The 18,252-nt window shown below is 70.8% G+C and carries 15 protein-coding genes and 1 pseudogene; all 16 read right to left on the bottom strand.

The genetic code is table 11. The annotated features are described in order from the left end of the window. Position 1: 1 nt before the first annotated feature. Positions 2–364 carry a PDGLE domain-containing protein gene (locus F4553_RS41380; RefSeq protein ID WP_312875570.1) on the bottom strand — a complete coding sequence of 121 codons (363 nt, stop codon included), beginning with the start codon at positions 362–364 and terminating at the stop codon, positions 2–4. Then, positions 347–1,048, bottom strand: a pseudogene (locus F4553_RS40295) (energy-coupling factor ABC transporter permease); the annotation flags it as partial. The gene F4553_RS41380 and the pseudogene F4553_RS40295, both read right to left, overlap by 18 nt. Before the next feature lie 59 nt (positions 1,049–1,107). Beyond that, complete coding sequence (locus tag F4553_RS32480) at positions 1,108–3,150, bottom strand: primosomal protein N' (RefSeq protein ID WP_184847188.1); 2,043 nt, start codon at positions 3,148–3,150, stop codon at positions 1,108–1,110. A gap of 85 nt (positions 3,151–3,235) precedes the next feature. Then, on the bottom strand, positions 3,236–4,426 hold the full coding sequence (gene metK, locus F4553_RS32475) for a methionine adenosyltransferase (protein ID WP_184843889.1): 1,191 nt from the start codon (positions 4,424–4,426) through the stop codon (positions 3,236–3,238). A gap of 148 nt (positions 4,427–4,574) precedes the next feature. Next, positions 4,575–5,774, bottom strand: coding sequence for a bifunctional phosphopantothenoylcysteine decarboxylase/phosphopantothenate--cysteine ligase CoaBC (coaBC, locus tag F4553_RS32470; RefSeq protein ID WP_184843886.1), 1,200 nt, complete (start codon positions 5,772–5,774; stop codon positions 4,575–4,577). A 10-nt stretch (positions 5,775–5,784) separates the two neighbouring features. Beyond that, a complete protein-coding gene (rpoZ, locus tag F4553_RS32465) occupies positions 5,785–6,048 on the bottom strand; it encodes a DNA-directed RNA polymerase subunit omega (protein WP_184843883.1) in 264 nt (87 codons plus the stop codon). 32 nt (positions 6,049–6,080) lie between these two features. Then, positions 6,081–6,686, bottom strand: coding sequence for a guanylate kinase (gene gmk, locus F4553_RS32460; RefSeq protein ID WP_184843881.1), 606 nt, complete (start codon positions 6,684–6,686; stop codon positions 6,081–6,083). A 160-nt stretch (positions 6,687–6,846) separates the two neighbouring features. Next, the gene (gene mihF, locus F4553_RS32455) at positions 6,847–7,161 is read right to left on the bottom strand and encodes an integration host factor, actinobacterial type (RefSeq protein ID WP_184843878.1); all 315 of its coding nucleotides are present in this window, start codon (positions 7,159–7,161) and stop codon (positions 6,847–6,849) included. 207 nt (positions 7,162–7,368) lie between these two features. Beyond that, on the bottom strand, positions 7,369–8,208 hold the full coding sequence (pyrF, locus tag F4553_RS32450; RefSeq protein ID WP_184843875.1) for an orotidine-5'-phosphate decarboxylase: 840 nt from the start codon (positions 8,206–8,208) through the stop codon (positions 7,369–7,371). After that, positions 8,208–9,521 (bottom strand): adenosylmethionine--8-amino-7-oxononanoate transaminase, encoded by a 1,314-nt coding sequence (locus tag F4553_RS32445; protein ID WP_281395678.1) that lies wholly within the window; start codon positions 9,519–9,521, stop codon positions 8,208–8,210. Before F4553_RS32445 ends, pyrF begins: the two co-directional genes overlap by 1 nt. 113 nt (positions 9,522–9,634) lie before the next feature. Further along, positions 9,635–10,753: a quinone-dependent dihydroorotate dehydrogenase gene (locus F4553_RS32440; RefSeq protein WP_184843869.1), complete on the bottom strand. Its 1,119-nt coding sequence runs from the start codon at positions 10,751–10,753 to the stop codon at positions 9,635–9,637. Between the two features lie 114 nt (positions 10,754–10,867). Then, positions 10,868–14,206: a carbamoyl-phosphate synthase large subunit gene (gene carB / locus F4553_RS32435; RefSeq protein WP_184843866.1), complete on the bottom strand. Its 3,339-nt coding sequence runs from the start codon at positions 14,204–14,206 to the stop codon at positions 10,868–10,870. Next, positions 14,206–15,312 (bottom strand): glutamine-hydrolyzing carbamoyl-phosphate synthase small subunit, encoded by a 1,107-nt coding sequence (gene carA / locus F4553_RS32430; RefSeq protein WP_312875473.1) that lies wholly within the window; start codon positions 15,310–15,312, stop codon positions 14,206–14,208. The genes carB and carA overlap by 1 nt, the downstream gene beginning before the upstream one ends. Next, positions 15,309–16,625 (bottom strand): dihydroorotase, encoded by a 1,317-nt coding sequence (locus F4553_RS32425; protein WP_184843859.1) that lies wholly within the window; start codon positions 16,623–16,625, stop codon positions 15,309–15,311. The genes carA and F4553_RS32425 overlap by 4 nt, the downstream gene beginning before the upstream one ends. After that, positions 16,622–17,542 (bottom strand): aspartate carbamoyltransferase catalytic subunit, encoded by a 921-nt coding sequence (locus F4553_RS32420; protein WP_184843856.1) that lies wholly within the window; start codon positions 17,540–17,542, stop codon positions 16,622–16,624. Before F4553_RS32420 ends, F4553_RS32425 begins: the two co-directional genes overlap by 4 nt. Next, positions 17,539–18,129 (bottom strand): bifunctional pyr operon transcriptional regulator/uracil phosphoribosyltransferase PyrR, encoded by a 591-nt coding sequence (gene pyrR, locus F4553_RS32415; protein WP_184843853.1) that lies wholly within the window; start codon positions 18,127–18,129, stop codon positions 17,539–17,541. Before pyrR ends, F4553_RS32420 begins: the two co-directional genes overlap by 4 nt. Between the last annotated feature and the right edge of the window lie 123 nt (positions 18,130–18,252).

Raw genomic sequence — 18,252 nt, 5'->3', positions numbered from 1 at the left:
GTCAGCCGCCGACCGGGGTGCTCGGCAGGGCCGCGTGGGCCCGGCGGCGCCGGATCGTCCAGGCGATGCCGAGGCCGACGGCGAAGGTGAGCAGCACGCCGATCACCCCGGCGATGCCGACCGTGCCGTCGATCCCGTTGATGCCGTAATCGGCGAGGAAGCCGCCGCCGAACTCGTGGTCCTGCGCCGACTGGGCCATGCAGGTGCCGCCGATGATCTCGCCCGCGTCGTTGAGCGTGCAGCCGCGCAGCGTGGTGGCGTCGAGCCCGTCCGGTGCCGAGGAGGCGAAGTAGCTGACCCCGCCCGCGAGCGCCAGCGCGGCGACGAGCCCGGCGATGACGACCGGCCGGGCGGAGCCCCGCACGGCACCGGGTGCGTCCAGGGCTCGGCCGCGCAGCGCGTAGACGAGGTCGGGCCGGACCTTGGCGACCGTCGTGACGGTCGCCGCCGCGATCAGCCCCTCACCGATGCCGATGAGCGAGTGCACCCCGGCCATCACGGCGGAGATCTTGCCGTAGCCGATGGTGAGGTCGACCCCGCCGCCGAGGAGATACTCCAGCACGAAGCCCTGCGAGGCGAGGGTGACGCTGACGACCGAGGCGATGAAGACGGCGAAGCCCGCTCCCGCAGCGGTCCGCGGCAGCAGCTTCAGCAGGGCGATCACCATCAGGTAGCCGACGGCGGTGCCGAGCAGCGCCATGTTGAAGATGTTGAGCCCGAGCGCGGTGATGCCGCCGTCGGCGAAGACGAGCGCCTGCACCACCAGCACGACCGAGACGCAGAGCACGCCGACCCAGGGGCCGACGAGGGTGGCGGCGAGGGCGCCGCCGAGGAGGTGCCCGCTGACGCCCGGCAGGACTGGGAAGTTGAGCATCTGCACCGCGAAGATGAACGCGGCCACGAGGCCCGCCATCGGCGCCAGCCGGTCGTTGAGGTCGCCGCGGGCCCGGACCAGGCAGAAGGTGATCGCAGACACGGCCACCAGCCCGAAGACCAGCGAGATCGGGCCGTTGATGATGCCGTTGCTGATGTGCATCGCCACGTTCATGACGATCATCCTGCCGCTGTTGCAAGTCTTTGGCAACAGCACATCTTTTGTGAATGTTGTTACAGGAGTTCCAGCGGGTCCATCTGCACCCGGACCGCGTCGGGTGCCTTGCGGGCGCTGCGGACACCGGCCGCCGCATGCAGCGCGGCGGCGAGCTCGGCAGCGTGGGAGCGGGTCACCCGGACGAGCATCCGCTCCTGGCCGTCGGGCAGCTCGATCGGCCCGAGCAGGTCCGCACCGGTCGGCAGGCGCGTCGCCGCGAGCTGCTCGGCGACGGCGGCGGGCGTCCCGGTCAGCGAGGCGAAGCGGGCTGCGGGCGGGAAGCCCAGCTCACGGCGTTCGGCCAGCTCACGGGCGGCGAGCCAGGCCGCGTCCCAGCGCATCAGGGCCTGCACGACGACGAGCGAACCGTCGGCGACGACGATCACCCGGCCCCCCGGGCGGGCCAGCGCTGCGGCGTTCATCCAGCGCCGCAGCGCCTCCTCGCCCGCGCGCAGATCGGCCCGGGTCAGCAGCGCCCAGGTGTCCAGGAGCAGCACGGCACCGTAGCCGCCCTCGGCGACCGGCTCCGCGCCCGGCGTCGCCAGCACCAGGGCGGGCTCGTTCGTGACGGTGGGCAGGACGCCGTCCCGCCCCGACGTGCGCACCGTGTATCCGGGCAGCGCCCGGCCCATCTCCTCGGCGGTGCGGCGGACGCCGGTCACCGAGGCACGCAACCGCCGACCGCCGCAGCGCGGACAGGTGTAGCCACCGGCGGGCCGAGCGCACCAGCGGCACTCGGCGATGCTCTGCGAGCTGGTCAGGGCCAGCGGACCGGCGCAGTGCGGGCAGCGGGCCCGCTCCCGGCAGTCCTGGCAGGCGACGCTCGGCAGGTAGCCGCGCCGGGGCACCTGCACCAGCACCGGCGCGCCCGCCCGCAGCGACTCCCGGGCCGCCTCCCAGGCCACGCTCGGCAGCCGCGCCGAGACCGCCGCCGGGTCGCGGGCGAGCTGCCGGTCGTCGGCCGTCTGCACCACGATCCGCCGGGCCTCGTCGCGCCCCGGGTTGATCTCGCGCGCCCAGCCCGACTCCACGAGCTGTTGCCCCTCGGCGGTACGCGTGAAGCCCGCCACCAGCACCGCCGCCTCCGCCAGCTGCGCCCGGTTGAGCAGCGTCTGCCGAGCGTGCGGGTAGGGAGAGCGCTGCTCCGAGTGCAGGTCGTCGCCGTCGTCCCAGATCGCCACGAAGCCGAGCGCGGCGACCGGCGCGAAGGCCGAGGCCCGGTTGCCGATGACGGCAGAAACCTCACCGCGGCTGGCCCGGAGAAACCGCCGGTACCGCTCCGCCGGACCGAGTGCCGCGCTCAACGCCACGTGCCGGTCGCCGCCGCCGAACCGAACGGTCAGCGCCTCATCGAGCCGGTCCAGGTCCCGCGCATCGGCGACGACCGCGACGGCACCCCGTCCACTCTCGACGGTGACCGCGATCGCCTCGGCCAGCCGCGCGGGCCAGTCCTCCCCCGGCGCCGCCGACCACACCGCCCGCGGTGCCCGCCCGTCGGCGAGCGCCCGCAGATAGGCCTCCCCCGCCGCGTACCGCCCCCACCCCGCCCCGCCGGCACCGCCGACCCGGCCAGCCCGGCCCGCGGGCACGGTCCCCGTCACGTTTTGCAGCAAAGCGTGGTCTTGGAGGGGGTCGGAGGCCACGCTTTGCTGCAAAACGTGACGGGACGGGTCGGCGGGCTCTGCAGGGTCCGCGGGGTCCGCCGGTGGGGATGGGGGCAACTCTTCAAGAGTTGGTGTCTTGGGGGGTTTCTCGGCCGCCGCGTGGCGGGGCGGGACGGCGAGGCGCAGGACATCGGCGAGACTGCCGGCATAGCGGTCGGCGACCTCCCGGGCGAGCCGCGCGATCTCGGCGCTCAGCACGGGCTCGCCGGAGACGACCTTCTCCAGGTAGGCGAGCTTCGGGTGCTCGCTGTCGGCGACCCGCTCCAGCAGCCACGCGTCGACGAGCTGGCCGGAGAAGCGCACCTTCAGCCGCACGCCGGGCCGGGCGACGTCGTCGAGGTCCTCGGGGACGAGGTAGTCGAAGAGCCGGTCCAGGTGCGGCAGCGGCAGGTCCACGCAGACGCGAGCGACCGGCAACCCTGCTGCGGGCTGCCGGTCGCGGCGCTTACGTGGTGGCACGAACAGATGTTCGCACAGTGACCTAGGAGATGGCGCCCTTGAGCTGCGAGACGCGGTCGGTGCGCTCCCAGGTCAGGTCGGGCAGCTCCCGGCCGAAGTGGCCGTAGGCGGCGGTCTGCTGGTAGATCGGGCGCAGCAGGTCCAGGTCACGGATGATCGCGGCGGGGCGGAGGTCGAAGACCTCGTTGATCGCCTTCTCGATCAGGGCGACCGGGACGGTCTCCGTGCCGAAGGTCTCGACGAAGAGGCTGACCGGGTGTGCCTTGCCGATCGCGTAGGCCACCTGGACCTCGCAACGCTCGGCGAGACCGGCGGCGACGACGTTCTTGGCGACCCAGCGCATCGCGTAGGCGGCCGAGCGGTCGACCTTCGACGGGTCCTTGCCGGAGAAGGCGCCGCCACCGTGGCGGGCGTAGCCGCCGTAGGTGTCGACGATGATCTTGCGACCGGTGAGGCCGGCGTCGCCCATCGGGCCGCCGATCTCGAAACGGCCGGTCGGGTTGACGAGCAGCTTGTAGCCGTCGGTCTCGAGGCCGAGCGCCTCCAGCTCGGGCGCGATGACGTGCTCGCGGACGTCGGGCGTGAGCAGCGACTCCAGCGAGATGTCGGGCGCGTGCTGCGAGGAGACGACGACCGTGTTGAGCCGGACCGGCTTGAGACCGTCGTACTCGATCGTGACCTGGGTCTTACCGTCGGGACGCAGGTAGGGGATGATCCCCTCCTTGCGGGCGGCGGTCAGGCGGCGGGCCAGGCGGTGGGCGAGCGCGATCGGCAGCGGCATCAGCTCGGGGGTCTCCGAGCAGGCGAAGCCGAACATCATGCCCTGGTCGCCGGCGCCCTGCGAGTCCAGCGCGTCGCCCGCACCGCCCTCACGCTGCTCGATCGCGGTGTTGACGCCCTGCGCGATGTCGGGCGACTGCGAGCCGATGGAGACACTCACGCCACACGAGGCGCCGTCGAAGCCCTTCTTCGACGAGTCGTAGCCGATGCCGAGGATCGTCTCGCGCACGATGGCGGCGATGTCCGCGTACGCGCTCGTGGTGACCTCACCGGCGACGTGGACCTGGCCGGTGGTGATCAGCGTCTCGACCGCGACCCGGCTACGCGGGTCCGCGCCGATCAGGGCGTCGAGGATGCCGTCGCTGATCTGGTCAGCGATCTTGTCCGGGTGGCCCTCAGTGACCGATTCAGAGGTGAAGAGGCGGCGTGCCACGGTACTCCCTAGGTGTTATCTCGTGTTCTATGACGGTGCGCGGCTCATGCGACTAGCGGGGAGTGTAGCCAGCTCCCAGCAGTGGCACCCACCTAACATGCCCGCTTTCCACGGGGCAGGACACTGCTTAATCGTGCGTTAATAGGGCTCATTGCCGTTTCCAGCGCTCGGCGACGATATCCCACACGGCGTCGGCGACCTCATCCTTGGGTCGGTCGGTGAGATGTGTCGTTGATCCGTCAGCATCCAGGACGGTGACGGAGGTGTCGTCGTGGCCGAAGACCTTGTCGACGCCGACCTCGTTGATCACGATCAGGTCCGCGCGCTTGCGGCGGAGCTTCTCGGTGCCGTGCGCCAGCGCGTCCTGCGTCTCGGCGGCGAAGGCGACGAGCACCTGGCCGGGCGGCTTGGCGGCGCCGAGCTCGGCGGCGATGTCGGGGTTGGTGACCAGCTCGATCACGGGGGTGACGCCGTCCGCCGCCTTCTTGATCTTCTGATCGGCGACGGTCGCGGGCCGGAAGTCGGCCGGTGCGGCGGCCATCACCACCGCGTCGGCCCGCACGGCGGCGAGCAGCGTCGCCTCGCGCAGCTCGGCGGTGGAGCCGACGGGCACCAGATCGACCCCGGCGGGCGGGGCGAGCGAGACGTTCGCTGAGATCAGGGTCACCTTGGCACCGCGGGCGACGGCGGCGGTCGCGAAGGCGTAGCCCTGCTTGCCGGAGGAGCGGTTGCCGAGGAAGCGCACCGGGTCCAGCGGCTCGCGGGTGCCGCCCGCCGTGACGACGACGTGGCGACCGGCGAGGTCGGGGGTGAGCGAACCCCGGGCGAGCACCCGGCGGGCGATCCGGAAGATCTCGGCGGGATCGGGCAGGCGGCCCCGGCCGGTGTCGGCGCCGGTGAGGCGCCCGACGGCGGGATCGATCACGACGGCACCCCGGCGCCGCAGCGTCGCGACGTTGTCGGTGGTGGCGGGGTGCTCCCACATCTCGGTGTGCATCGCCGGGGCGAAGACGACCGGGCAGCGCGCCGTGAGCAGCGTGTTGGTGAGCAGATCGTCGGCGATGCCGTGTGCGGCCTTCGCGAGCAGGTCGGCGGTGGCGGGGGCCACCAGGACGAGGTCGGCACCCTGGCCCAGGGCCACGTGCGGAACATCGCTCACATTGGTGAAGACGTCGTGCTGAACGGGCTGGCCCGAGAGCGCCTCCCAGGTCGGCGCGCCCACGAACCTCAGGGCCGCCGCCGTGGGCACCACGCGAACGCGGTGCCCAGACTCGGTCAGCAGCCGCAGCAGCTCACACGCCTTGTAGGCGGCGATGCCACCGCTGACACCGAGCACGATGGCGGCCATGGGAGGGTTTCTAACCCTCGGTGGGCTCGGCGACGAGCAGACCGGCGTTGATCTCACGCATGGCGATCGAGAGCGCCTTCTCCTGCGGCGTCGTCTCCACCAGCGGTCCGACGTACTCCAGCAGACCCTCGCCCAGCTGGGAGTAGTAGGCATTCACCTGGCGCGCGCGCTTAGCGGCGAAGATCACCAGAGCGTACTTCGAGGAGGTCTTCTCGAGCAGTTCGTCGATCGGCGGGTTGGTGATGCCTTCTGGGTTGGCGACAGTGGCGGCCACGATCACAATCCTTAGCGATATCTAAAAACGCGTCACAAACGCGCCCGGACGGGCGCTAGGCGCGAACCGAGCAATCCTACCAACTCTTCCGCAGCCCTTTCGACGAAGTCGTTCACCACGGTGACGTCGAACTCCGCTTCGGAGGCGAGCTCCTCGTCGGCGTGCTTGAGCCGGCGGATGATCGTCTCCTCGTCGTCGGTGCCCCGGCCGACGAGCCGGCGCTTGAGCTCGGCGACGCTGGGCGGGGCGAGGAAGACGAGCTGGGCGTCGGGCATCGTCGACCTGACCTGGCGCGCGCCCTGAATGTCGATCTTCAGCAGGGCGGGGGTGCCGTTGGCGAGCCGGGCCTCGACGGGCCCGCGCGGCGTGCCATAGAGGTTGCCCGCGAACTCGGCCCACTCCAGCAGCTGCCCGCCGTCGACGAGTCGCTCGAAGCCCGAACGGTCGACGAAGTGGTAGTGCACGCCGTCGACCTCGTAGTCGCGCTTGCGGCGTGTCGTCACCGAGACGGAGAGCCAGACCCACGGTGACCTGGCCCTGACCAACTCGATGACACTGTCCTTGCCCACCCCCGACGGGCCGGAGAGCACGGTCAGTCGGACAGCTCGGTTCTCGGAGTCGGTCGGAAAGTCATCCATCGTCTCAGCGTCGCCCATGCTCACGGTTAGTTTCTACCGAATCCGGATGATCAAGTCGCGGGTACCCGGCACATCTCACACTCCGTGCCGCCAGTCTTTACAACGATGAAACGACCGGAGCGCCTCGCGCCCCGGTCGTTTCATCGGTCGACGACCAACCTCAGTTGGCGAACTCCGCCAGGAGAGCCTTGCGCTGCTGGTCGCCCAGGCCGCGCAGGCGGCGGCTGTCGGCGATCTTCAGCTTCTCCATGATCTGGGTGGCACGGATCTTGCCGATGCCCGGCAGCGCCTGCAGCACAGCAGACACCTTGAGCTTGCCGACAACATCGTCGCCCTCGGCCCGGTCCAGGACCGCGGCCAGGGTGGTCTTGCCCTGCTTGAGCTCGCCTTTCAGCTCAGCACGGGCCTTGCGGATCTCAGCGGCCTTCTCCAGCGCGGCGGCGCGCTGCTCAGGGCTCAATGTGGGGAGCGGCACCAGTTCTCCTCAGGTCCCACGCACCGGCCCGGTGGCCGGTGCTCGTTCCGTTCGACGCCGGCGGGGGTCGCCGGCGAGCGTTACTTGCGTTACGTGCGGTACGCCGGTGAACCGTGTGGTTGCCCAGCGGGCGAAAAACTAGCGGTCAGAGCTGTTTTCAGCAACGTCGGCGCGCTTGATCACGAAAGGGTCACGCGGAAGAGGTGGTTAGCGATGCTCACCAAGTGCCGCCCGGCAGGCATCGAGAGACCGCTCGGTTGCGTCTCGCAACCCGGCCGGGCTCGGCCCGCTACCCAGCACCTCACGGGAGTAAGAGGGAAGAACGGCATCGATGCGATCCCCGAAGACGGCGGCGAGATCCGCGGGCTGTCCGCCCTGCGCACCGAGCCCCGGCACGAGGAAGGGGCCGCCCATCCGGGAGAGGTCGTGACCGGTGTCACCGATGGTGGCACCGACCACCGCACCGATGCTACCGAGCGGTTCAACACCCCCGTTGAGCTGGGAAATCTCGTCGATGATCTCCTGAGCGACCGTTCGCCCGCCGACCGTCCTGGCGTGCTGCACCTGCGGCCCCTCGGGGTTGGAGGTGAGCGCCAGAACGAAGGCTCCGCCACCGTGCTTGTGCGCCGTGTCGAAGACCGGAGCGAGCGAGCCGACACCGAGGAAGGGACTGACAGTGATCGCGTCAACATAGAGCGGGCTCGATGGCTCAAGGTAGGCCGAGGCATACGCCGCCATCGTCGAGCCGATGTCTCCCCGCTTCACATCGAGAATGACAAGCGCTCCGGCCTCCTTCAGCTGTCGGATAGTTGACTCAAGAATGGCCACCCCATGTGAGCCAAATCTCTCGAAGAAAGCGGACTGAGGTTTAACCGCAGCCACCCGATCGGCTATTGCATCAACCACCGTTCGGCTGAACCGTTCGAGACCGCTCACGTCGTCTGGCAGCCCCCATGCGGCGAGCAACTGCGGATGCGGATCGATCCCTACACACAGTGGTCCCCGTTCGGCCATCGCCCGGTGCAGCCGCGTACCAAAGGCCTCCATCAAGATCCCTCTCTCCGACTCACTTGATTGACCAGGTGTTTAGGCGGACACGCTTTCGCCGCCGCCACCATCGCGTCGGTGATCCGCTCCAACTCACTCTGCGTGACGACATAGGGCGGCATCGCATAGATCAGATCCCGGAAGGGGCGCAGCCACACACCGGCGTCCACCGCTGCGGCGGTCGCGGCCGCCATCTCCACCTCGTGATCGAGCTGGATCACCCCGATCGCGCCGAGAACGCGCACGTCAAGGACGCCGGGCAGCCGCCTGGCCGGCTCCAGACCGGCCCGCAGACCGGCGCTGATCCCCGCCACCGTGGCCCGCCACGGTGCGGCGAGCAGCAGCTCGATGGAGGCGCTGGCGACCGCACAGGCGAGCGGGTTGCCCATGAAGGTCGGCCCGTGAGCCAGCACCGGTACGGCACCCCGGGAGATGCCCTGTGCCACCCGCGTCGTGCAGAGCGTCGCGGCGAGGGTCAGGTAGCCGCCGGTCAGCGCCTTGCCCAGGCACATCACGTCCGGCGTCACGCCCGCGTGGTCGGCGGCGAAGAGCTCCCCGGTCCGCCCGAAGCCGGTCGCGATCTCGTCGAAGACGAGCAGCACGTCGTGGGTGTCGCAGAGCTCCCGCAGCGCCCGCAGGTACGCCGGGTCGTGGAAGCGCATCCCGCCCGCGCCCTGCACCACCGGCTCGACGATGATCGCCGCCACCTCGTCGGCGCACTCGGCCAGCGTCGCCGCCAGGTCGTCCACGTAGGACTGTGCGAACTCGACCGGCGGGATCGGGGCGAAGACCTGCCGGGGCAGCACGCCGCCCCACAGGTGGTGCATGCCGCCCTCGGGGTCGCAGACGCTCATCGGGTGGAACGTGTCGCCGTGATAGCCGCCGCGCCAGGTGAGCAGGCGCTGCTTGGCGGGGCGGCCGACGGACCGCCAGTACTGCAGGCACATCTTGATCGCCACCTCCACGCTCACCGAGCCCGAGTCGGCGAGGAAGACGTGCTCCAGTCCCGGCGGGGTGATCTCGACGAGCGTGCGGGCCAGGCGGACGGCCGGTTCGTGGGTGAGCCCGCCGAACATGACGTGGCTCATCCGGCCCAGCTGGTCCACGGCGGCGGCGTCGAGCACAGGGTGGCGGTATCCGTGGATCGCCGCCCACCAGCTCGACATGCCGTCGACCAGCTCCCGGCCGTCGGCGAGGGTGAGGGTCGCCCCCGCCGCCGAGGCGACGACGAGCGGGTCCCGCATCCCGGGCATCGGGCCATAGGGGTGCCAGACGTGCTCCCGGTCCAGCTTCAGGACGAGCTCAGGATCCAGCTGCCCTTCCGGCGCGCGCCGCGGGGCTCCGGTCGCCGTGCTCCCCGCACTCCTCGCGCCGGCTGACCCGTCCGGCACACCCGGCGGGAAGCCGGTCGCCGCGCCGGCGCTCATCAGCGCACCGGCAACGAAGCGACGGCCCTGGTCAGGCCCGGGCCGTGGTAGATGAATCCGGTGTAGAGCTGCACCAGGCTGGCACCGGCGTCGAAGAGGCGGGCCGCGTCGTCGGACGACATGACCCCGCCGACACCGATGATCGGCAGCTTGCCGCTCGTCTCGGCGTGGATGAAGGAGACGACCTTGCGGGCCCGCTCGGTGAGCGGCCGGCCCGACAGGCCGCCCGCCTCGGCGCCGAGCGCGGCGTCCGCCGGGTCGAGGCCCTCCCGCGACAGCGTGGTGTTGGTCGCGATCACCCCGGCGACGTTGTGCGCGGCGCAGACCGAGAGCAGCTCGGCGATGGCGGTGTCGGTGAGGTCGGGTGCCAGTTTGACCAGGACCGGCGTACCCGCCGCGATCTTGGTGAGCTCGCCCAGCAGATCCGTGAGGTGCCGACGGTCCTGCAGCTCGCGCAGGCCGGGCGTGTTGGGCGAGGAGACGTTGACCGCGAGGTAGTCCGCGAACGGGCGCAGCAGCCGCGCGCTGTAGACGTAGTCGCCGATCGCATCGTCGAGCGGCGTCACCTTGGACTTGCCGATGCTGATGCCGAGCGGGGCGCGCAGGCCCAGCGCGCTCGCGAGCGGCGGCAGCTCGCCGGGGGCCCGGTCGCGGATCAGGTTGGTCGGGTTGTCGATGGTGCCGGGGCGCCCGGCGGGGGTGCCGAGCAGCGCGCGGAGGCGTTCGGCCACCGCGTCGGCGCCGTCGTTGTTGAAGCCCATCCGGTTGATGACGGCCTCGCTCGCGACGGCGCGGAAGAGGCGGGGCTTGTCGTTGCCCGGCTGCGGCCGCGCGGTGACCGTGCCGAGCTCGGTGAAGCCGAAGCCCAGCGCGGGCCACGCGGGCAGGGCGACACCGTTCTTGTCCATGCCGGCGGCGAGGCCGACGGGGTTGGGGAAGTCGACGCCGAAGACGGTGACCGGCTTGGCGACCGCGTAGCGGCTGCGCAAGGCGTCGAGAGCCTTCGGCTTGGACGCGATGCCCGACAGGCGGTGCAGGGTGGCCTCGTGGGCCGTCTCCGCGTCCCCGCCACCGGTCCGGAAGAGAACCGGTCGGACGATCTTTTCAAAGAAGCTCACAGGTCTTGCCTTTCTTGACTTACCCCGCGGCGGGCGCGCTGGAAGGCTGTCTCCGGCGCGCCCGGCGGGGCTCCCTCGCTTCGCTCGGTCACTGCTCGTGCCAGCGCTGGAGAGTTACGCCAGTTCCGGTCGCAGAGCGACGTGCAGCTCCTGCAGGGGGCGAACCGTCATGTCGCCGCGGATCAGGGCCTCGATGCCCATGACCGCAGCCGCCGCGCCGGGGACGGTGGTGATGCACGGGATGTCCGCGCTCACCGCCGCCGAGCGGATCTCGTAGCCGTCGGAGCGGGCACCGGCGCCCGAGCCCTGCGGCGTGTTGATGACGAGCTTGACCTCGCCGGTCTGGATGAGCGTCACCGCGTCGCGCTTGTCGCGGTGCTCGTAGTGCTTGTGCACGATCTCGCAGTCGATCCCGTGGCGGCGCAGCACCTCGCCGGTGCCCTCGGTCGCGACGATGGTGAAGCCGAGGTCGGCGAGGCGCTTGATCGGGAAGATCATGCCGCGCTTGTCGCGGTTGGCGACCGAGACGAAGATCTTGCCGCTCGTCGGCAGCGAGCCGTACGCGGCCGCCTGCGACTTCGCGAAGGCCTGGCCGAAGGCGATGTCGATCCCCATCACCTCGCCGGTCGACTTCATCTCCGGGCCGAGCAGCGAGTCGACGCCCTTGCCGGACGGGGTGCGGAACCGCTTGAAGGGCAGCACCGCCTCCTTCACCGCGACCGGCGCGTGATCGGGCAGCAGCCCGCCGTCACCCGTCGTGAGCAGCATGCCCTCGGCCCGCAGCTCGGCGATGGTCGCGCCGAGCATGATCCGGGCCGCCGCCTTCGCCAGCGGTACGGCGGTTGCCTTCGACACGAACGGGACGGTCCGCGACGCCCTCGGGTTGGCCTCGAGCACGTAGAGCGCGTCGTCCTTGAGGGCGAACTGGATGTTGAGCAGGCCCAGGACGCCGATCCCGCGCGCGATCTTCTCGGTGAAGCTCCGCACCGCGGCGAGGTGCGAGGCGCCGAGCGTGATCGGCGGCAGCGTGCAGGACGAGTCACCACTGTGGATGCCCGCCTCCTCGATGTGCTCCATCACGCCGCCGATGTAGACCTCGCCGGTGGAGTCGCAGAGCGCGTCGACGTCGATCTCGATCGCGTCGTCGAGGAACCGGTCGACGAGCACCGGGTGCTCGGGCGAGATGTCGGTGGCCCGGGTGATGTAGCCCCGCAGCGTCTCGTCGTCGTAGACGATCTCCATGCCGCGCCCGCCGAGCACGTAGGACGGCCGGACCAGCACCGGGTAGCCCACCTCGTCGGCGATCTTCTTCGCCTCGTCGTAGCTGGTGGCGGTGCCGTGGGCCGGTGCGCGCAGCCCCGCCTCGGCGAGCAGCGCGCCGAAGGCGCCCCGGTCCTCGGCGAGGTGGATCGACTCCGGCGAGGTGCCGACGATCGGCAGGCCCGCGTTCTTGAGCCGCTGCGCCAGCCCCAGCGGGGTCTGCCCGCCGAGCTGCACGATCACGCCCACGACGCCGGGGCCGCCGGCGGCGAGGCCGGAGCTGTGCTCGGAGTGGTAGACCTCCAGCACGTCCTCGAAGGTGAGCGGCTCGAAGTAGAGCCGGTCGGCGGTGTCGTAGTCGGTCGAGACCGTCTCCGGGTTGCAGTTGACCATGACGGTCTCGTACTGCGGGCGGAGCGCCATGACGGCGTGCACACAGCTGTAGTCGAACTCGATGCCCTGGCCGATCCGGTTCGGCCCCGACCCGAGGATGATGACCTTCGGCCGGTCGCTCGGCGCGACCTCGGTCTCCTCCTCATAGGTCGAGTAGTGGTAGGGCGTGAGTGCCCGGAACTCCGCCGCGCACGTGTCGACGGTCTTGAAGACCGGCCGGATGCCGAGGCGCTGCCGCAGCGAACGGACGCCGTCCTCCCCCGCGAACTCGGGCCGTAGCGCCGCGAGCTGCCGGTCGGAGACGCCGGACCGCTTGGCCCGGCGCATCAGGTCGGCGTCGAGCACCGGCGCGTCCACGATCGCGGTCCGCAGCTCCACCAGCGACAGGATCTGGTCGATGAACCACGGGTCGATGCCGCCCGACGCCGTGTGCACCTCGTCGATCGTGGCGCCGTGGCGCAGCGCCGCCTCGACGGTGTAGAGCCGCCCGTCGTGCGGCACCGCGAGAGCGGTCAGGGCCGCTTCCTTGTCCGTGTAGAGGTCGGCGGTGGTCCAGAAGCCCGACGCCTTCGTCTCCATCGACCGCATCGCCTTGCCGAGCGCCTCGGTGAAGGTGCGGCCCAGGCTCATCGCCTCGCCGACCGACTTCATCGTGGTGGTGAGCTCGGCGTCGGCACCGGGGAACTTCTCGAACGCGAAGCGCGGGATCTTCACCACGACGTAGTCCAGCGTCGGCTCGAAGGCCGCCGGGGTCTCCTTGGTGATGTCGTTGGCGATCTCGTCCAGGGTGTAGCCGATCGCCAGCTTCGCCGCGATCTTCGCGATCGGGAAGCCGGTCGCCTTGCTCGCCAGCGCGCTGGACCGGGAGACCCGGGGGTTCATCTCGATGACGACGATCCGGCCGGTCGACGGCTCGATCGCGAACTGGATGTTGCAGCCGCCGGTGTCGACGCCGACCTCGCGCAGCACGGCGATGCCGAGGTCGCGCATGACCTGGTATTCGCGGTCGGTGAGCGTCATCGCGGGGGCCACGGTCACCGAGTCGCCGGTGTGCACGCCCATCGGGTCGATGTTCTCGATGGAGCAGACGACCACCACGTTGTCGTGCCGGTCGCGCATCAGCTCCAGTTCATACTCCTTCCAGCCGAGCACGCTCTCCTCGATGAGAACCTCGGTCACCGGGGAGGCGGCGAGGCCGGAACCCGCGATGAGGTCGAGCTGCGCGTCGGTGTGCGCCATGCCGGAGCCGAGGCCGCCCATGGTGAAGCTCGGTCGGATGACGACCGGCAGGCCCAGGTCGGCGACGGTCTCGCGGACCTCCGCCATCGAGTGGCAGACCCGGCTGCGCGGCACGAGCGGACCGGTCATGCCGATCTTCGCCGCCGCCGTCGCGACGACGCCCTTGAAGAGCTGGCGGTCCTCGCCCCGGTTGATCGACTCGATGTTGGCGCCGATCAGCTCGACGTTGTACTGCTTGAGGATGCCCGCGTCGTGCAGGGCCACGGCGGCGTTGAGCGCCGTCTGCCCGCCCAGCGTCGGCAGGATCGCGTCAGGGCGCTCGCGCTCGATCACCTTGGTGAGGAACTCGGTGGTGATCGGCTCGATGTAGGTGGCGTCGGCGTACTCGGGGTCGGTCATGATCGTCGCGGGGTTGGAGTTGACGAGGCTGACGCGGATGCCTTCGTCACGCAGGACCTGGCAGGCCTGGGTGCCGGAGTAGTCGAACTCGCAGGCCTGGCCGATGACGATCGGACCCGAGCCGATCACCAGGACATGCTGGATGTCGTCGCGCTTGGGCATCAGCGGGCTCCGATCAGGTCTGCGAAGCGGTCGAAGAGGTAGTCGGCGTCGTGCGTGCCGGCCGCCGCCTCGGGGTGGTACTGGACGGTGAAGGCGGGGACGTCGAGGCAGCGCAGGCCCTCGACGACGTTGTCGTTGAGGCAGACGTGGCTCACCTCGACCGCACCGAACTCCGTCTCGGTCGCCGAATCCAAGGGGGCGTCGACGGCGAAGCCGTGGTTGTGGCTGGTCACCTCGACCTTGCCGGTGGTGCGGTCCATCACCGGCTGGTTGACACCGCGGTGGCCGTAGCCGAGCTTGTAGGTGCCGAAACCCAGGGCGCGGCCCAGGATCTGGCTGCCGAAGCAGATGCCGAACAGCGGGATCCGCCGCCGCATCACCTCGCGGGCGAGCGCCACCGGGTGGTCGGCGGTCGCCGGGTCGCCGGGGCCGGGCGAGAAGAAGATCGCGTCCGGGCTCACCGCGAGCAGATCGTCCAGGGTGGACGACGCCGGCAGCACGTGCGTGGTCACGCCCCGGGCGGCGAGCCGCCGGGCCACGTTGCGCTTGATGCCGAGATCCAGCGCCGCCACGGTGAAGCGGTGCTCGCCCTCCGCGGCGACCGTGTAGGTCTCGGCGGTCGTCACCTCGGCGGAGAGGTCCGCGCCGACCATCGGCGGCTGCGCCAGCACGCGGTCGCGCAGCGCCAGCGGGTCGTCCTCCACACTGGAGACACCGACCCGCATCGAGCCGCGTTCGCGCAGGTGGCGGGTGAGTGCCCGGGTGTCGATCCCGGAGATGCCGACCACCCCGTCGCGCTCCAGCCGGTCGGTGAGGCTCCCGGTCGAGCGCCAATTCGAGGGGGTACGCGCGGGATCGCGCACGACGTAGCCCGCGACCCAGATCCGGTCCGACTCGTCGTCCTCACCGTTGACGCCGGTGTTGCCGATGTGCGGCGCCGTCTGCACGACCACCTGCCGGTGGAAGGACGGGTCGGTCAGCGTCTCCTGGTAGCCGGTCATCCCGGTGGTGAAGACCGCCTCGCCGAAGGTCTCCCCCACGGCGCCGTAGGCCTCGCCGGTGAACGTCCGGCCGTCCTCGAGAACCAATATCGCCTTGCTGGTCACTTGCAAACCTTCCCGTCGAGAACAGTCGGCACACCGCGCAGGAACGTGGCGACGATCCGCCCCGGCAACGTCATCCCCGCGTAGGGGGTGTTGGCGGAGAGACTCGCCAGCGCGTGCGGATCGACGGTGATCCGAGCGGCGGGATCGATCAGAGTCAGGTTGGCGGGCGAGCCCGCCGTGAGGGGCCGGCCGTGCTCGGCGAGCCCGGCGATCCGGGCCGGCGCGATCGACATCCGGTCGGCGATGAGCTCCCAGCTGTCCGAGCCGCACTCGTCGCGCAGGACGCCGAGCACGATCGGCAGCGCCGTCTCCAGGCCGAGCATGCCCGGGCGGGCGTAGGCCCACTCGCACTCCTTGTCCTGGGCGGCGTGCGGGGCGTGGTCGGTGGCGACGACGTCGATGACCCCCTCGATCAGGCCCTGCCGCAGGGCGGCCACGTCGGCGTCGGTCCGCAGCGGCGGGTTGACCTTGTAGACGGGGTCGTAGCTGCTGGCGAGCTCGTGGGTCAGCAGCAGATGGTGCGGGGTGACCTCGGCGGTCACGCGTACCCCCCGCTCCTTCGCGCGGCGGATGATCTCGACGCTGCCCGCGGTGGAGACGTGGCAGACGTGCAGGCGCGCGCCGACGTGCTCGGCGAGCAGCACGTCGCGGGCGATGATCGCCTCCTCGGCGACCGCGGGCCAGCCGCCCAGCCCGAGCCGCGCGGAGACCTCGCCCTCGTGCATCTGCGCGCCCTCGGTGAGCCGGGGCTCCTCCGCGTGCTGCGCGATGACCCCGTCGAACGCCTTGACATACTCCAGCGCTCGGCGCATCAGGCGCGGGTCGTGCACGCAGTGGCCGTCGTCGGAGAAGATCCGCACCGTCGCCGCGCTCTCGGCCATCGCGCCGAGTTCGGCGAGGCGCTCACCGGCGAGGCCCACCGTGACCGCGCCGATCGGCTGCACGTCGACGAGCCCGGCCTCGCGCCCGAGGCGGAAGACCTGCTCGACGACGCCGGCCGTGTCGGCGACGGGTGCGGTGTTCGCCATGGCGCAGACGGCCGTGTAGCCGCCGAGCGCCGCGGCCCGCGAGCCGGTGTGCACGGTCTCGGCGTCCTCCCGGCCGGGTTCGCGCAGGTGGGTGTGGAGATCCACCAGGCCGGGCAGGGCGACGAGGCCGGTCGCGTCGATCTCCACCAGCTCGTCGCCGGTCAACGATCGCCGCAACTCTTCCAGAGTCGTAGCTTTGACCGCGGCGATCACGCCGTCGCGGATGAGCAGGTCGGCCGGTGCGGCACCGAGCAGGCTGACGCCCTGGAGCAGGTAGGCGGTCACGCGCGTCCTCCGAGCATGAGATAGAGGCAGGCCATGCGCACACTGACGCCGTTGGTGACCTGTTCGACGATGGTGGAGCGCGGCGAGTCCGCCGCCTCCGAGGTGATCTCGACGCCCCGGTTCATCGGTCCGGGGTGCATGACGATGGCGTGGTCGGCCATCCGGCGCATCCGGGCCGCGTCGAGGCCGTAGCGGCGGGAGTATTCGCGGGCCGAGGGGAAGAAGGCCGCGCCCATCCGCTCCTGCTGGACCCGCAGCATCATCACCACGTCGGCGTCGGGCAGCACCGCGTCGAGGTCGTAGCTGATCGCGACATCGGGGGTGAGCGCGCCGAAGTTGCCCGGCACCAGGGTCGGCGGGCCGACCAGGGTGACCTTGGCACCGAGGGTGTGCAGCAGCAGCGTGTTGGAGCGGGCCACCCGGCTGTGCAGCACGTCGCCGACGATCGCGACGTTGAGCCCGGCGATCCGGCCCAGCCGCTGCCGCATGGTGAAGGTGTCGAGCAGGGCCTGGGTGGGGTGCTCATGGGTGCCGTCACCGGCGTTGAGCACGCTGCCGTCGACCCAGCCGGTGAGCCGGTGCGGCGCGCCCGAGGCCGGGTGCCGGATGACGACGGCGTCGGCCCCCATCGCCTGCAGGGTCCAGGCCGTGTCCTTGAGGCTCTCGCCCTTCTCGACGCTGGAGCCCTTCGCCGAGAAGTTGATCACATCGGCGGAGAGCCGCTTCGCGGCCACCTCGAAGGAGGTACGCGTCCGGGTGCTGTCCTCGTAGAAGAGGTTGACCACCGTGCGGCCCCGCAGCGTGGGCAGCTTCTTGACCTCGCGCCCCGAGACGGTGGCCATCTCGACCGCCGTGTCGTGGATCTCGGTCGCCGTCGCCACATCGAGGTCGGCGGCGGAGAGCAGGTGCTTGATCACGCTGATGCCTCCTTGGCGGTGTCATCGGCGCGCCCGGCGGGGCTCGCGCCGGCGCCCATCAACCGGACCTCGTCGCACCCGTCGATCTCGGCCAGCAGCACCTTCACGGTCTCGCTGAGCGAGGTCGGGATGTTCTTGCCGACGTAGTCGGCCCGGATCGGCAGCTGCCGGTGGCCCCGGTCGACGAGGACGGCGAGCTGGACGACGGCGGGCCGGCCCAGGTCGTTGAGCGCGTCGAGCGCGGCCCGGACCGTGCGCCCGGAGAAGAGCACGTCGTCGACGAGGATCACCCGGCGGCCGTCCAGCCCGCCCGGCGGGATCTCGGTGTGACCGAGCGCACGGGGTGACCGGTGCCGCAGGTCGTCGCGGTAGAGGGTGATGTCGAGGGTGCCGACGGGGAGCGTGCGGCCCTCGAAGGCATGGATGCGCTCGGCGAGGCGCCGCGCCAGCGGGACGCCCCGGGTCGCTACACCGAGTAAGACGACATCGGCTGCGCCGTCGGTCTTCTCCAGAATCTGGTGAGCTATGCGGTCCACGACGCGATGCACGTCAACGTCGGACAGGATGATCTTATTTGGGTAGCCCAAGGCTGACCTCCTTCCCCGCCTCGCTGGACGGGTCGTTAAAGGATGTCTGAAGGTATTGACGTTGTTGCTGGATCCTGCTGTCAATCTTGGCAACCCTACCAACCCGGCCGTGAGCTGCACGGA

It is taken from the genome of Allocatelliglobosispora scoriae (assembly GCF_014204945.1).
In the GTDB taxonomy this organism is placed as follows: domain Bacteria; phylum Actinomycetota; class Actinomycetes; order Mycobacteriales; family Micromonosporaceae; genus Allocatelliglobosispora; species Allocatelliglobosispora scoriae.
The sequence above is the reverse complement of the archived record's forward strand: the minus strand, read 5'-3'. Positions and strand labels throughout refer to the sequence as shown.